At 61.7% G+C, this 15,974-nt stretch carries 8 protein-coding genes; all 8 read left to right on the plus strand.

The features are described 5' to 3' along the window. Window positions 1-864 precede the first annotated feature (864 nt). The 8 genes from QZ749_RS14805 to QZ749_RS14840 all read left to right on the plus strand — a co-directional run bounded on the left by QZ749_RS14805 (window position 865) and on the right by QZ749_RS14840 (window position 15,957). Window positions 865-1,998 carry an NYN domain-containing protein gene (locus tag QZ749_RS14805; RefSeq protein ID WP_296948367.1) on the plus strand — a complete coding sequence of 378 codons (1,134 nt, stop codon included), beginning with the start codon at window positions 865-867 and terminating at the stop codon, window positions 1,996-1,998. A 170-nt stretch (window positions 1,999-2,168) separates the two neighbouring features. Then, entirely contained in the window at window positions 2,169-2,492 is a 324-nt protein-coding gene (locus QZ749_RS14810) for a hypothetical protein (RefSeq protein WP_296948370.1), read from the plus strand. A 480-nt stretch (window positions 2,493-2,972) separates the two neighbouring features. After that, on the plus strand, window positions 2,973-4,700 hold the full coding sequence (locus tag QZ749_RS14815; RefSeq protein ID WP_296948373.1) for a DNA cytosine methyltransferase: 1,728 nt from the start codon (window positions 2,973-2,975) through the stop codon (window positions 4,698-4,700). Between the two features lie 243 nt (window positions 4,701-4,943). After that, entirely contained in the window at window positions 4,944-6,275 is a 1,332-nt protein-coding gene (locus QZ749_RS14820; RefSeq protein ID WP_296948375.1) for a DNA cytosine methyltransferase, read from the plus strand. 211 nt (window positions 6,276-6,486) lie between these two features. Next, window positions 6,487-8,418: a hypothetical protein gene (locus QZ749_RS14825; RefSeq protein ID WP_296948378.1), complete on the plus strand. Its 1,932-nt coding sequence runs from the start codon at window positions 6,487-6,489 to the stop codon at window positions 8,416-8,418. After that, the gene (locus QZ749_RS14830; RefSeq protein WP_296948380.1) at window positions 8,415-9,950 is read left to right on the plus strand and encodes a hypothetical protein; all 1,536 of its coding nucleotides are present in this window, start codon (window positions 8,415-8,417) and stop codon (window positions 9,948-9,950) included. Before QZ749_RS14825 ends, QZ749_RS14830 begins: the two co-directional genes overlap by 4 nt. Continuing rightward, entirely contained in the window at window positions 9,943-15,474 is a 5,532-nt protein-coding gene (locus tag QZ749_RS14835) for an ATP-binding protein (protein WP_296948382.1), read from the plus strand. The genes QZ749_RS14830 and QZ749_RS14835 overlap by 8 nt, the downstream gene beginning before the upstream one ends. Window positions 15,475-15,507: 33 nt before the next feature. Continuing rightward, window positions 15,508-15,957: a very short patch repair endonuclease gene (locus QZ749_RS14840; RefSeq protein ID WP_296948385.1), complete on the plus strand. Its 450-nt coding sequence runs from the start codon at window positions 15,508-15,510 to the stop codon at window positions 15,955-15,957. Window positions 15,958-15,974: the final 17 nt, after the last annotated feature.

The raw sequence follows: 15,974 nt of genomic DNA on the forward strand, positions 1-15,974 counted from the left end.
GCAACGTCGTTTCCTTCGTCAGTTTCGGTTCGTCGAGCAACTTTGCCTTGTAGCCCAGCAGTTCATCGCCCTGGATATCGAAGCGCTTGAGTCATTGATCAGCGGCCCAGCCAATGACACGCGGCTCCCCACCCTTGAATGCATAGTGCACGCCGATCTTCGGTGAACGTATGTCCCTGAACAGCATGTTGGGTAGGACCAGACTGACCAACTTGGGCTGGTAACCAGAGCTGCCTCCGGCTTCGGTCCAATCTGAACACTAATCTGTTCCGTAGTATACAGCGCGACCCAATTCCTCGGCAGCTCCGAGCGGACCGTCGACAGTCCGCCGACTTGCTCTACCATCGCGTTATTAACATTACCTGTTAGCTTCAGTTTTACATGGCGCAAGCATCGATTCTGACGATTTTCATTTAGCTCTCATCATTGTGACATTGAACGAGAGGAATCTATGCAACCCATCATAGTGCAGGGCGACAAGACCTCGCATGGCGGCTTGATGCTAGCCGGGTCTCGCTGGGCGTCAACCTCGGGAGCATGTGCTTTCAGTCCCCTCCAGCGGCGCCCCCCCGTAAAGCTACGCCCCTCACCTGAGCTAGTGACGCGTCTCTCTTGGAAGACTAGTTTGACACATGAGGATCGCATCGCAAAAATCACTCCAAAAAGGGCTGCATTCTGCGACGCAAAACTTGTAAATCATTTTTTTTAGTGTATAATTTCCAGACTAATTGGTGCCCAACGGCATCCTCTATTTGGTGTCCCAAAGACACCCTCTACTAAGGGCGCCTCGGCGCCCTTTTCTCTTTCTGGCAGCGGTATGCTGTGAGGCGGCGTCCGCGCCTTCGTCTTGAAGATGGAGCACGCATGAGCAGAGTGGCAGTATTCATTGACGCGGGGTACTTTTGGGTCCAAGCCACCCATGTTGTTTTCGGTGCTCGCGGCGCGCGCACAAGCCTGACGATCGACTATACCGCTTTGCATAAGAAAGTGCTGGATGAAGTCGCCGCGCAGTTTCCGGGCAAGGATCTTCTTCGGGTGTATTGGTATGACGGTCCGGACTCCAATGGCTCGAAGGGCCCAGACCATCTCGCCATCGATCTACTCGACGACTTCAAGCTTCGTCTTGGCACGCGCAATGTGACGGGTCAGCAAAAAGCCGTCGATGGGATGCTCATTTCGGACCTGCTGACCTTCGCTCAGTCGCGCGCGATCGAGAACGCCATCTTGATCACTGGCGACGCCGATTTGACTCCGGGCGTTGTGTCGGCGCAGGCGCTTGGGTTGCGAGTGCACTTGGTTACTATCGGCCCGCCTGCGAGCACATCGCCGTATCTCGCCGCAGAGGCGGACAAAAAAATCGTATGGGATCCGAGTGTCGTGGTTTCGTTCGCAAAGCCCGCGGCGCCTCTGCCCGCGCACGCCTCGACGTCAACGAGCCCCCCGACTTCACCAGCGCACAGTGCTGCGCCTAGCGCTCAGGCTGCAGGGGCCGAAACGTCCTTGCCTCAGACTCCAGCACCATTAACGGCGACGTTGGCGGCTGCGGCTGCGGCTGCGCCACAATTAGCCCCCGTAGCGAACCAACCGCCCGCATTATCAGCGCGCGCTGCCAACCCGGAAGCACCTGCCCAGCAGCCGCCCGCAGCCGCGGCCCCGGCATCGAATGCGAGCATTGGAACATCGGTCTCCATGGCGCAGGGAAATCTTACGCAAGGAACGCCGGCCGCGGTCCAGCCAGACTCTCCCGCCGCTACCCTGCCAAAACCAGTCCTCCCTACGCTTGCCGCAGCCGATTTCGCAGCCATTGCGAGCCAAGCGCGCACCAAGATTGCGGCAGGCCAAAATGCCGGTCTGCTCGCAACAGCTTCCAGTGGAGCTCAACCTTTGCCCAATATTGTCGACAGGGCTGTGTTGCGCACTGGCGCAGCTTACGCAGGAAGGATGCTGAGCGAGCCTGAGAAGCGTCAGCTTCGCATTGCATTCAAGGCACTTTTGTGAGCGCGTTGAATGCTGAAAGAAACAAACGCAACCTTATTCCCGTTGGCCCAATGTTGCGTCAATAGTTAACACGATAATTAATCAGTTAAGAAAAAAAAGGTGCCCGTGAGTGATGGCGGGAACCGCCAGTTAGGCAGAAGCGCGGAGCTTCGATAAGATCGATATTTCATATGAATTACGAAAATCAGAAAACGAATCAACGTCGAGAAACGAATAATCTCAAAATGGACGAGCCGCTTGAAGTAATTTTGCCTAAAGTTGTTAGACTCTATGCGGAGAATGGCAGCATGGGTAAAAAGCTATTTTCAATTGAGACCGAAGGAATTCTTCAAGCTGAAATTGAGGCGCTCGGCGCGTATTCGATACAACTTCTACAAAGCCCTGCCAAGATGTTCAGCGGAGCTATTGACCCTATTCAAAATGAAGAGTTCCGTCAACGCGCGTTGAAACTTTATGATTTGATTTTGCAATCGCTGCCAGCAGCATTGCGTTGAACATCCTACCTTCCGTCGACAATCTTATTTCCCGAACATAGTCGAAGCTGATCGGCCATAACAACTTTACTTCGCCTCTCCCAGCATCGAATACATAGCACAGCCCTACGCTGACACCGTGCGCCGCCGGCCATTCTACTAACTATTCAGCTCAAGTGAGTTGTGGACGCTATGATTTTGACGATATGCTTCTCTCCCGAGACAGCACTTCAAAGCATGGGCAGCGCACGGCTTTTCATGAAACCGACTTGCTAAGTGTCGTTAACCAGCCCCCCACATGTAACTAGTGACCGACGATGCACTACGCCATCCTCAGTTCGAAAAATGCAATTATTGGGCCGAAGCAATTATTAATAAAATAATACTATAAAGTGCAAATAAAATATTTATAAATTGACAATAAATCCCTTTTTAGCCTGCAAAGAAATGCAACTAGACAATGCTTCGTCTTGATAAAATGCACCTTCGGCCGTGTCAATCATGGCCAGCTACCAAGATATGAAATACATAGAATTATTTGCAGGATGCGGCGGCCTATCACTCGGGCTCCGGGCAGCTGGCGGGGAAATGCTTCTTGCCAACGAGTTGTCGCCTATGGCCGCCGAGACGTTTGCCTACAACCTGCTGGGGGAAGATCTTCGTAGGGAAGCTTCCAAGCCACCATCGGAGCGCACTCTCCTGAAAACGAAGTGGCTGAGCAGCAAGCATGGATCGAGCGACCTGACCTCGCGCTTGAACGAAAACCCCCAGCAATACCCTGCATTGGGAGAAAAGTTCGGAGATCTGCAGGGCGATCAGAAGGATAGCGACCGAAAGGACCTTAAGGGTTCGCTGGTCGTCGGCAGCGTGGTCCAGCTGAATGCATGGCTAAAGGATCCCCGCAACTTTGGCGCGCTGGAGGCATTGCGGCGTGGTTTCGGGACGGGGAACGTCGACCTCGTCTCTGGCGGGCCTCCATGCCAGAGCTTCAGCATGGCTGGTATGCGTGAATATGCTAATGCGCGTAACGTGTTGCCGTGGGAATTCGCCAGATTCGTCGAGCTCGTCCAGCCGAAGTTTGCGCTGCTCGAGAACGTAACCGGCATCCTCAGGCCTTTCCAAGTGGATGGGAACGAGGTCTTTGCCCACGTCGAGGTAGCGAAGGCGTTCGTACAAATTGGCACGGGAACGTGCGACGGTCCTGGCATGGCCGTGAAAGGCTACGTACCGCTGTGCCTGCACGTCAACGCAAAATATGCCGGCGTGGCACAGAATCGGACTAGATTCATCATGCTCTCTTTCCGACAGGACATCTTCGACCGCCTGAAACTGCGGTTGAGGGGAGAGGATCGCAAACTCTTGCTATCCGCGGAAGAATTCTTCAAGAAGGTACGGGCCGGGGACCCTGTAGGCAGGGCGGACCTGCTTGTCCACGATGCGACTAAGGGTCCTGCCAGCTTCAAAGGGACGCTCCTCGAGCGCTTAGTGCATTTCGCCCCGACCACGGCCAGGGCCGCAATCGACGACCTCCTGCCGGGCGGGCCTGCGCCGTCGGAATACGTCCGGCGCCTAGACAAAGCGCTAGGCCGCTCAGTACGACCGGTTCCCGGCACGCAGGCCGGACCGCAGCCGCTGGCGAACCATGTTCAGCGCACCCACCGTATTGAGGTCAAGCGCCGCTTCCGGATATATCAGGTGCTGAGCAAGGTTTCTCCCGATACTGCACTGGCCGCCTCAAAGATACTCAAGGGCAAGAAAACTGTCCTGCCCAACGATGCGTGGGAAGAGCTACGTCATGAGACCTTCTATATCAACGAAGGGCTGCCATTCGGAAAATTTCCGAATCAGGGTGCGCTCGAACAATTCCTTATCGGACATAAGACAGGGAAGCACTCCCAAAAAGCGTTGATAGACGACGAACCGGCACCAGCTGCACTGTCCATACCTGATGACATGTGTCATTTCCATGGCGAATTGAATGGCCTGCGTACGCTGACGGTCAGGGAAATGGCGCGCATTCAGTCCTTCCCGGACAATTTCGTGTTTCGCTCAAAGGCCACAACCGGCGGCCCGGAGAGGAAATACCAGGTCCCGCAGTACACTCAAGTCGGCAACGCCGTCCCGCCACTGCTTGGCAAGGCGCTAGGGCAACTCGTGCAGTACCTCCTCGCCACGTGTGAGGAAGAATTGTCCCCTGCCTCGGACGCTTTGTTAAAGGATGCGGCCTAGACAGCCTGATAGAGCATGTGACGGCGCCTATGGAGGCTGGACGCCGTGCAGCATGTCTTTCCAATGTGACTCGGGCGCAACTGCCATTTCTTATTGTTAAATTCTCGACTACAATAATTATGAACACGCCAAGCGAGCAAGCTTGGATGTAGAGCCGCAGTCCATGCCGTCCGCCTGATCCCGTCGTTGGAAGTCCATGCCTGCACTGCCCCGCCACGGAGGCGCGACCAGCACGACCCCGAGATGAGCAAGCATAAATTCATAGACCTCTTCGCTGGTTGCGGCGGCCTCTCGCTGGGCCTGTCGCTGGCAGGGCTCGAGGGGCAATTCGCGATCGAGCGCGACGAGATGGCATTCAAGACCTTCGAGCACAACTTCCTGAGTGAACGGGACGTGCCGATCACGAAGTTCGCTTGGCCTCCGTGGCTGGACCGGCGGGCATGGCTGATCGACGAACTGCTTGGCAAGCACCTTGCCGACCTCTCGGGACTCAGGAATCAGATCGACGTGCTGGCAGGCGGTCCGCCCTGCCAAGGCTTCAGCTTTGCAGGCAAGCGCCAGGCATCGGATCCGCGCAACCAGCTCTTCGAGAAATACGTTCAGGTCGTCGATGCGATCAGGCCCGGTGCCTTGGTACTGGAAAACGTACCTGGGATGGGCGTGGCCCATTCGACCCAGGACGGATCGGGCAAGGGACGGAGCAAGGCTCGCGAGTCCTACTACGACAAGCTCCGGCAGAAACTCGACGCGGCCGGGTACGAAGTCCATGCAAAGGTCCTGGATGCATCGCGCTTCGGAGTACCCCAGAGGCGGTCGCGCCTGATCGTGCTAGGCCTGGACAAGCACCTCGCCGCGCGCCTGCCCGGCGGGATCGAGCGAGTCTTCGAGCTACTCGAGGAACAACGCGTCGCCCAGCTACGCAACCTAGGCCTTGGCGAAGCCATCACGGCGCCGGAAGCGATATCAGACCTCGAGGCCGACCGTGCCGAGAAGAGGCCCTGCGTCGACCCCGACTCCCGGGGGGGCTTCGACGAAGTCTTGTATCGCGAGCCACGAACTCCCTACCAACGGCTGATGCACGACGACTGCAACGCTGGCTCCATGGACAGCATGCGCCTTGCAAGGCACTCGCCTGCGGTACGGTCTCGCTTCGCTGCGATCCAGGACGGATGCAAGCTTGGCGTCCTAATGGACAAGGCGAGCCGGGACAAGCACGGGCTAAGGAAGCATCGCATACACCCGATGTCGCCCGACCAGCCGGCACCAACCATCACCACCCTTCCGGACGACGTGCTCCACTACGCCGAGCCACGAATACTTACTGTCAGGGAAAGTGCACGGCTCCAGAGCTTTCCTGACTGGTTCCGCTTCCGGGGGAACTTCACGACCGGGGGCGATAGGCGCACGAAGGAATGCCCCCGGTACACGCAGGTCGGGAATGCGGTCCCGCCGTACCTGGGTCGCGCGATCGGGCTGGCAATCGTCGCCTCCCTCGACGAAGCAACGAGGTTCACCGGGCCATTGCGACCGCTGGACACGCCCAAGCCGGGGCAGATGGAATTTGCATTGGAATGAGAGGAGCTGGACCATGGAGCATGGGCAGGCAGGGAACCCGAGGTTCCCGAAGGGATTGATAGAATGGGCCGGGCATCATTCCGGCGGCGTCAAGCGGCTCTTCGACGACCTTAGCGGGCGACCCGGACGCGAGTTGCTCCGGACCAGGCTCATAGCAAGGCTCGAGGCCTGGGCAAAGGACATCGCGGCTGGCGGGCCCTGCGCCCCGCGCATGCTCCTCCTCGTCGGAGGCCCCGGGAACGGCAAGACCGAGGCGATCGAGCACACGATCAGGCACCTCGACGACGCGCTCGGGGCGGGCGGCAACCTCGTGGCCAGGCTCGCCAGCGAGTTCCACCCGCCTGCCGGCCAGCCAGTGCCAAGGATGGTCCGTGCCAGCCTCGATGGCCTCGTCCCGGGCCGGCACGGGCTGGAACTGGGCATCGTCCAGGATGCGTCCGTGACCGCCAACCAAGGTGGCAGGACCGCGCCCGAGCTGCTCCTCGAGGAACTATCCAGCCTTCTCGATGCAGGCGACTCGTCGCTCTACCTATGCTGCGTCAACCGCGGAGTGCTCGACGACGCCCTGATCCTTGCGCTCGACCGCAGGCTGGACAGGGAACAATCCCTCCTCGAGGACATCACCCGCTCGGTCAGCCTTTCCAGCGATGCGCCATCATGCTGGCCACTCAAGGGACATGATGCCGTCGCGATCTGGCCGATGGATGCCGAATCCTTGCTCGTGGCGCCCGGCGACGGCGTGCCCTCGCCCGCGTCGGTGCTCCTCGAGCATGCTACCAACGGGCGGGACTGGCCGGCCGCGGGGAGCTGCGCGGCAGGGCAATACTGCCCCTTCTGCCATGGCCAGGCGCTGCTCGAGAAGCAGGATGAGCGCGACGCCCTGCTACAGGTACTTCGCTGGTACGAGCTCGGGAGTGGCAAGCGATGGAGCTTCAGGGACCTGTTCTCCCTCATGTCCTACCTACTGGCAGGCCACTACCAAGGGCAGCCAGGCCAGGATGCCGACCCCTGTGGATGGGCTGCCCGGTTGCTCCATCTGGACGAGTCGCGAAAACGACTGGCGCGTCCGTCGCGAGGCGAACTAGTCGCCATGTTCCAGCTTGCCACGTCGAGCTACCAGCATGCCCTCTTCCATGCGTGGGACCACAGCGCGGCGGCGTCCCTCGCCCAGGACCTGAAGGAACTCTCGCTTGGCGACCACGATCAGGCTGTCCACTCGACGTTGCGAGGACTTCAGTATTTTCTGCAAGACCGCAAGAAGCCTTACTTGCCCGCGACCATTGCGCCGGTGCTTTCGAGCCTTGCCGCCTCCCTGGACCCGGCGCTTGCCGACCCCGATGGCGAGGTCGCCTTTACTGGCCTCCGGCCGGTCGTCCTGGCGGACATCGACGCGAGGTTCAGTCGTTCCCTTGCAGACGGGATCGACTTCATGCGGAAACGTCAGGTGCTTTCCCCGAGCGAGCTCGAGCTTCTTTCGAGGCTCGGCGAGGCAGACAAGCTGCTTTCCACGCCCGCGGTCCGGCGCAAGAGGCCCGGGGCGGCAGGCCGTGTCCAGCGGACCGTGCGCGACTTCGCATGCCGCCTGGTGCGCCGGAGCATCTGTACCCGCAGCGCGGTCGTCGCGGACGCGTCGAGCCTGCGCTCGTTCCAGCTCGTGGTAGAGGACGGCCAAGGCAAGAGAATCCATGAAGTCGCCAAGCAGGTAAAAAACCTCTTGAACGAAGGGCACGGCTTCGAGATTTCCTTGACGACTACGTTCGGGCAACCGATGCCGCCAGGCTCGCGCCAGGCAATCCTTGTCGTACCGCCGCAATCAGTGGTCCCGCTTCCCCCGGCGACCGGGGGCCGTCCCCCGCCACCGATCCGCTTCCTCCGTGTCGGGCAAGGCAGGTCCGCCCAGCCGATCGCGCTGACCTACGACCTGTTCAAGGCGGTCGAGGAACTGGAGCGCGGCCTTTCCCCGGCGTCGTTGCCACAGTCCGTGGTCGCGCTGCTCGACACGACCCGCGCCAAGCTGGCCGGTCCCATCGTGCGAGACCCCGAGGTCCTCGAGAACGCGACGATCATGATCGGCGCGGACGGGACCAGCGTTAGCAAGTCATGGGATCGCTTCGTCGTTACCGGGAAGGACCAACAAGCATGAGCCTCGACGAGTTCAAGAAGGCACCTTGGCAGAAATCACATGAGGTCTACCGTAAGTCCTCTCTCGCGGTAAGCCCGGCGCCGGAATATGCAAGCTCCGAGGTCATCCTGGCATCGCTTTGCCGGACGATCGGCTTCGATGGCGTCAACGAGCGAGGCATCCCGCAGGCAGGGCGCGACCTAGACAAGAAAATCCAGCGCTTGAGGGAAAAGCGCAAGCCGGCCGGCGATGGCGCCAGCGCCAGCGCAGATACCTGGAACACGGTTCTCCATGGGATCCTCGAGAGTCCCAAGCTCAAGAACCAGTCCTCCAAGCGGTTCCTGCAGGTCACGCCGCTAGTGCCCGGCACCGCCCTCTTCTCCGGATCCGCCCGCCTTACCGCGAACTCCTGGCCGGCAGGCAGTCTGGTGCGGAGGATGGTGTCGCTTGGCTCACTCGGTCGCGAGGAAGCCGAATCGCTGTGGAAGGATCTTTTCTCGGCACTGTCCGTGGAAGACAATGACGACATCTTTGCACAGTGGCTCGAGGCGGAAAACCACGCCTGGCTGCCTGGCCAGGAGTGGAACCTGGTTGCCATCCCCCCGGAAGAAGCAAGCCTGGACGGGGACGACCTTGCCCAAGTGGGATTCTTGCCAGCCAGGCAGTTTGCGAAGGACCTGCGGGCAGTCATGGAGGCCAAGGATTCAATGACGCGGCGCCAGTGGACCAGCCTGCTAGAGGCCATGCTCAGGCTTGCCTCGGTCGCCCACGTCACCTGGCTGTGCGAAGTGCAGGCGCGTACCTGGCAATGCTTGTCGGATGCGCTATCGCGTGGAGGCCCGGTGGGCGCCGATCAGGTACGCGAGTCGATCTTCCCGTCGCGCCCCCAATACATGACCTACGGCGGGAAGGCCTTGCCTGGGCTGAAGGATTATATCTCCGGCTACCTTGGCGCGCGCCTGGGCATCAACACGGTCCTCTGGGCGCTGGAAGAAGCGGGGAGCCCCTACACAGGCGACATCTCGTCCAGCCATGGCATCTCGGCGCTGTGCCAGCACGTCCGGGACCACCACGCCGTCCTGTCGGACCGCGGGACGGTGCAAGCCTTCCTGGACCTGCGCGAACGAGAATCCCGCGCCATGGGCTGCAAGAAGGGCATCGGCGCGAACATGTTCGAGTTCGCGCGACATGTGCTGGGCCAGCGCGATACCGCGGAACCCCTGCTCCGTGGATACGACCAAGGCTACGTCCTCAAGAAGAAAGGGAACAGTGCTTCCGCGCCCTGGGTAGTATCCCTGGGTCCCGTGGCGGTGCTCGCGCTGGTGCACTGCTCGCTGGCGGGAATGTCGGGGCCTCGCTCGATCCACCGGCTGGGCCAGCACCTCGGCGCCTACGGCATCGCGATCGACCGGCACGAGATTGCCGCGAACGACCTCGGGCACCAGTTGCGCATGCTCGGCCTGGTCCTCGACAGTCCCGATGCCGAGAGCGGCATGTTGTTGCTCCCTCCGTTTACCCTGAACAAGCCCGGCAAGACCCCGACAAATGAATAGACTCGTCCAAGCACTCGCAAGCATCGTCCGCAACAAGGTAGTCGCGGCCACCCAGGGGCGCGGCACCGGGCGGCTGGAATCCCGCTTCATCTTCAACGGCCCGCCGCTGGAAATCCTCGACGCGGTCTTCGAAGAACTAGCCAGGGATGGCGGCATCCAGATCAGCCAGGCGGGACAGGCGCCTGCGTCCATTCCCGTCCTCCTGCAACTCCCGCAGGAGGCGATCGCTGGCCCCAACCCCGGCATCGGCCGTTCGGGGCGATGCGACGAGAGCCACCTCCTCGACATTCGCAACGATCCCGGTAGCCCGAGCTTCGTCGCGCTGGTGCCCCCCGGACAGTACAACAACCGGTCGGTCACCTCGACCACTGAGGAATTCGGGATCGCCCCGGCCGGCAACAGGGTCCATGCGAGCTTCGATGAATGGTGGAAGGATGGCTTTGTCCAGGACCTGCTACTAGAGGGACTGCGGGTCGCCGGGCTTGAACGGGACTCCGAGGATGCAAGGTCCATGGTCGGCCATGCCGCCGAGGCGCTCGACGACATGGACCAGCACAAGGGAAGCCGCAAGGCCGCGTGGCGGCTGCTCGCGCGCATCTTCGCGATCGCGGACGCCAAGGGGGACTTGTCGCCCGGCCAGGCTCTGGCGCTGGCCTGCGGCGTCCCGCCGATGGCGGATGGAAGCGTCTCGGCCAGGGAGCAACTCGACGTCCTCTCGAAGGTCGCCGACGAAATGGCCGACGGGTTCAGGACCGGCGTCGACCGGATCGCCGCCGGGGCCGACGATCCGACGCGACAAGCACTTGCCGGCTTCCTGGCGCATGTCCAGGCCAAGTGCAACATCCCCACGGCGTTCGATCGCGCGACTCCTGCGTTCTACCTGCCATCCGGCGGCGACACCCTGGAGACTCCGCCCTTCTGGTGGCTGCATCTGGCCACGGACCAATGGGCCGAGCTCCTGTCCGAAGGGCCAGGCGACGACGGCACCATGGGCGAACTGTCGATCGCGTGCACGAACGCCATCATCCCCGTGGCAAGGGGGATGCCAGCCATCGTGCGCGACAATGTCGAGCTCGCGATATCTGCCACCGCCCGCGGTGACGACCGGCCCGTGGAGGCGACATTGGCCGGTGGCTCGCGCGGGAAGGACGGGTTCCCCGTCGAGGTAGGCGGGAAGGAGCCGGTGGTAGACGTGCCACCCCATGCCGGCCAAAGGTCGCCCATCGCGTACAAGGTCCAATCCGATTCGCACAAGCCGGCGTCGACCAAGGTCATCTCGCTCCTCACTTGGATACCGGGAATCATCGTGACCGCGAGGATGGCGACCAAGCTCGCGCCTCCTAAGAAGCCCGCGCGGGCCAGCGGCGGCGCCCAGTGGGTGTCCACGCTGTCGCTACCCGGCTCGGGACGCTACGAACTCCTCCTGCTAGTCGGACCCGGCACGAGCATTGTCGAGGCCAACTGCATGCCCGACGACGCCACGGAAACACTCGACAGCGAACGGAAGTCACTCGACGTCCGCGAGTTGCGCGAAGGCGAGTACCAAGTCGAGGTCGAGGTAGAGGGCAAGTACCAGCTCGACGTCTCATACGTGCGCGGAGGGAGCAAGGCTGCCGAGACCTGCACGGTATTCATCGCATGCGAGGAAGCACGGGAAGAAGGCTGCCGGAGCGAGTTCGAGCGGCTCATCAGGCGCAACCGCCAGCACCTTGACCGGCTCGATAGCAAGTCGGTCATCCGGCTCGACCGCAACGCTCGCCTGTCCAGCCTGCAGTCGTGGCTGCTCGACGACAAGGCCGTTGCCAGATCCTTCGTCCCGGTCGTGCTTTCCGACGACTATGGCTCCGTCTGGGCGCCCCCGGACTGGGACTCTCCCGGCGGCCCGGTCATGTCCAAGGCTCGCTTCCTCCACGACCCCAGGCCCGAGCCAGCCCGGTTCTCCCCGCCACCACGCTTCATCGAGGCACGGGAGGAGATCGCGGCGCGCATTAGGGCCAGCACGGGCGACGACCAGCTCGGGTTGGTGGAGTCGTCGCCTCTCGGGAAGTGGCTCGCCAGGGACGTGGACGGCTTCCGCGAGCTCGTCGAGGCATACCTCGACAGCTATTCGAGCTGGCTCGCGTCGGATCGCGACGTGGCCAGCTGGGTGGACACGATCGCGGTGTGCCGGCGCGAGCCAGGCGGGCGGACCCTCGCACGGGTCCCGGAGGCCATCATCCTATCGCCGCTACACCCGCTCCGGTTGGCGTGGCATTGCCTTGCGCAGCAAGTACTGCATGACGGCGTGGAGGGCGACGAGGACATGCCCTGCCCTGCAGCAAGCATATTGGATCCTGATTGCGTCCCGGACATCTTGGAGCTGCCGCTCCAGTCCCCCGGCGGGCCTAGTGGCGTGGACCGCCACGACTTCATCTCCGTGGAATGCGACTCCGACTACTGGTCGGTATTATGGAACGGCACCCAGCTAGGGACGCTCCCAGCGCGCTCGCAGCAAGCGCCCTTCGACGGCGTATTCGGCCTCAAGGTCGGCGGGATCGCGAGTGGCTTCAGCCCGGCACAAGTCGGCCGTGCACTGGAAGACGTGGCCGACCTCCTTGCCGCGAAGCCCAAGATCAGCCTCGTGGTCTCGAGCGCAGGCGGTACCACCGATGCGTGCAACGAAGGACTCGCCACCTGGTGCGCGCGTCGGTTCGGCAGCGACGAAAGGACGGCTCCCCGGCAAGGCGTCGGGCCAAGGCTCATGGAGGTGTACGACACCCGTGCGGCGAACCTGCGGCCCGATCAGGCCACGATCGCGAACCTTTCCGAGGACACGCACAACCTAGTGCGCTGGTTCGACAAGCAACCGCCTGGAACCAAGCCCGACCTCGGCATCATCGCCCAACTCGACTCGACCCAGCCAGAGACGGCCGAGGTGGGCACGCGTTCGCCGCTTGGGCTGGGCGGCCTGGTCCGCCACCGGGTCAGGCGCCAGCTCAACAGCTTCTTCCTTAGCGAGTCGCGGCAGGCACGCCCGAGGCCGCCGTCCGGCAACACCTTCGCCGACAAAGTCGCTAGTTGCATCCTCGCCCTCGAGAACGGCAGCAACGGCCGGACCGGCCTCCAGTTCGCACCCGACGTGCATGCAGTCTCGAGCATGCTCGACGAGCACCGCGCTGGATTCGTCGCGGTATCGTCCTCGGCGATCGACCCTGCCTGCTTCCTGGGAGGATGGATCCCGGGCACCTACCTGTGGGACTACGACCTGCCGTCCTACTCCCAGCGGGCCGGGGATACAAGCGGGTACTACCTGTTGTCCCAAGTCAGGGAAGCCGACCGCGATGCGTTGTCGCGCGTCCTCAAGCCATTGCTGGGAACCACGGCGCTGGCGACGACCGCCCTCGACGGGGTATTGCTCGAAGTCGCGCGGCGTGGCATCCCGACAGTCCGCGGACTATCGGGCGACGACACGGGGGCCACGGGAGACCTTGGGCTCTTCATCGCCGCCCGGCTGCTGCAAGACCAGTTCCGCCCATCGGGCAATCTGGACAGCCTGTTGCCGGTGCTCTCTGGCACCGAAGGCGACGCCTCAATCGCCCTCGTCATCCCGGTCGACCCGTTCCGCGGCTACCTTGCAGACATCGCCCGGTCGCTCGGGAATGGCAAGAAGGACTTGTCGTTGTCACGCCCCGACTTGCTAGTCGTTGGCATCCAGGCCGGGGAAGGCGGGACAAGGCTCCACCTGACGCCCATCGAGGTCAAGTTCCGCCAAGGCAGCACGTTTACCTCGGCCGATGCCAAGGACGCGCTCGGGCAAGCCAAGGCGCTCTCCACCCTGTTCCACTCGATGCAGGAACGTGCCACCAAGTCCGTGGCCTGGCAACTGGCCTTCCAGCACCTCTTACTCTCCATGGTTGGCTTCGGCCTGCGAGTGTACAGCCTGCACCCGCTGGTCGCCCAGCAGCAGAAGGTCTGGGCCAGCTACCACGAGCGCATCGCCTCGGCGATCCTGGAGGCCGCCCCCTCGGCCATTGGCATCGACGACAAGGGACGCCTCGTCGTCGTCGACGCGACCCCGGAAAGCCTCCCGCGCGACCACGACGGGGATGGCTTCTGCGAGACCATCGTGGTATCCACGTCGGATGCCGGCAAGGTCGTGGCGGGCGATGCACAAGCGTTCTACGACGCGGTCCGCGCCAAGGTCGGCGACTGGGACTTGCTTCCCGTCGCAAGGGAGACCGGCGGCACGGCCGGTCCCGAGACCGCACCCCACGACGGCGAGCAGGTGCTTCCCGCGGCCGAGCCAACCCTATTTGGCCTGGACGCCAGTAGCGAGGCAGGAACCGGGGCCGGTGCTTGCGTGCCGCAGCGCGACGACGACCAGGCGGACGCGGTCCCGCACCCTGCAGCCAAGCTTTGCACGGGCATCCAACTCTCCGTCGGCCGCACCGTCGACGGCTTCGAGCCGAGGCGCCTTGCCTTGAATATCTCCGATACCAGGCTTAACAACCTGAACATCGGCGTCGTCGGAGACCTTGGCACGGGCAAGACGCAGTTCCTGAAGTCACTCATCTTCCAAGTCTCCAGAGCCCGAGAGGAGAACAGGGGAATCAAACCACGCTTCCTCATCTTCGACTACAAGCGCGACTATAGCAACCCGGAATTCGTTGCAGCCACCGGCGCGAAGGTAGTAAAACCGCAGCACTTGCCATTGAACCTCTTCGACACGACGCCGATTTCCGAGTCGTTCACGCCTTGGCTGGACAGGTTCCGCTTCTTCACGGATGTCCTCGACAAGGTGTATTCCGGCATCGGGCCGGTCCAGCGCGACAAGCTGAAGGGGGCTGTCCGCAATGCCTACGAATCCTGCAATGCGCGGGAGGCACAGCCGACCATATACGATATTCATGCCGAATATCGTGAACTACTCGGTGGAAAATCCGACTCCCCGATGGCGATCATCGACGACCTCGTGGACATGGAGATCTTCGAGCGCGATTCCGGCAAGACGAAGACGTTCGACGAGTTCATGGATGGCATCGTGGTCGTGTCGCTGGATACGTTAGGACAAGACGACCGCAGCAAGAACATGCTTGTCGCTATAATGCTAAACATGTTCTACGAGAACATGCTCCGGACACCCAAGCGCCCTTTCGAGGGAAGCGACCCGCAGCTGCGCGTCATTGACTCGTACTTGCTTGTAGACGAGGCAGATAACATCATGCGCTACGAGTTCGACGTGCTTCGGAAGCTGCTTCTCCAAGGACGGGAGTTCGGTGCAGGGATAATCCTGGCGTCGCAGTACCTGAGACACTTCAAGGCCAACGCAACCGACTATAAGGAACCATTGATGACATGGTTCATCCACAAGGTACCCAACGTGGCACCAGGGGAACTCGGCACCTTGGGGTTCACTTCCGACCTCGGGGACTTGTCGGAGCGGGTCAAGACCTTGCCGAATCATCACTGCCTCTACAAGTCGTTCAACGTGGCGGGGGAAGTGATCAGGGGAAATCCATTCTACGAGGTCATCAAGGAGGAATAGGCATGGCGCAAGGGTTAGGTGAAAGGCCGCGAGATGGTTGATTTCCTTACTCCTGCCCAGCGGTCGGAGCGGATGTCCCGCATCCGCGGCAAGGACAGCCAGCCAGAGCTTGCCTTGCGACGCGTCCTCCACCGCCAGGGCCTGCGCTACAGGTTGCACGCCAAGGAACTGCCGGGGAAGCCCGACCTTGTCTTCCCGCGCTACAAGGCAGTCGTCTTCGTCCATGGCTGTTTCTGGCACCGGCACGGAGGATGCAACATCGCCACAACCCCGAAGAGCAACACACCCTTCTGGGTCGAGAAGTTCGAGAAGAACGTGGCACGTGATTCGCGTGTTGCGGCTACGCTCAGGGAACTCGGATGGCGCGTATTTGTCGTATGGGAATGCGAGCTTTCACCGAGCAAACTACAGAGTACTGGAGAGCAGCTCGTGTCAGCAATCCGCAGCGGTACCCAACCGGCGGCCAACGAAGTATGTCAATAAATAGCTGTAATGACCAG

This window comes from uncultured Massilia sp., from assembly GCF_913773735.1.
Taxonomy (GTDB): Bacteria; Pseudomonadota; Gammaproteobacteria; order Burkholderiales; family Burkholderiaceae_D; genus Telluria.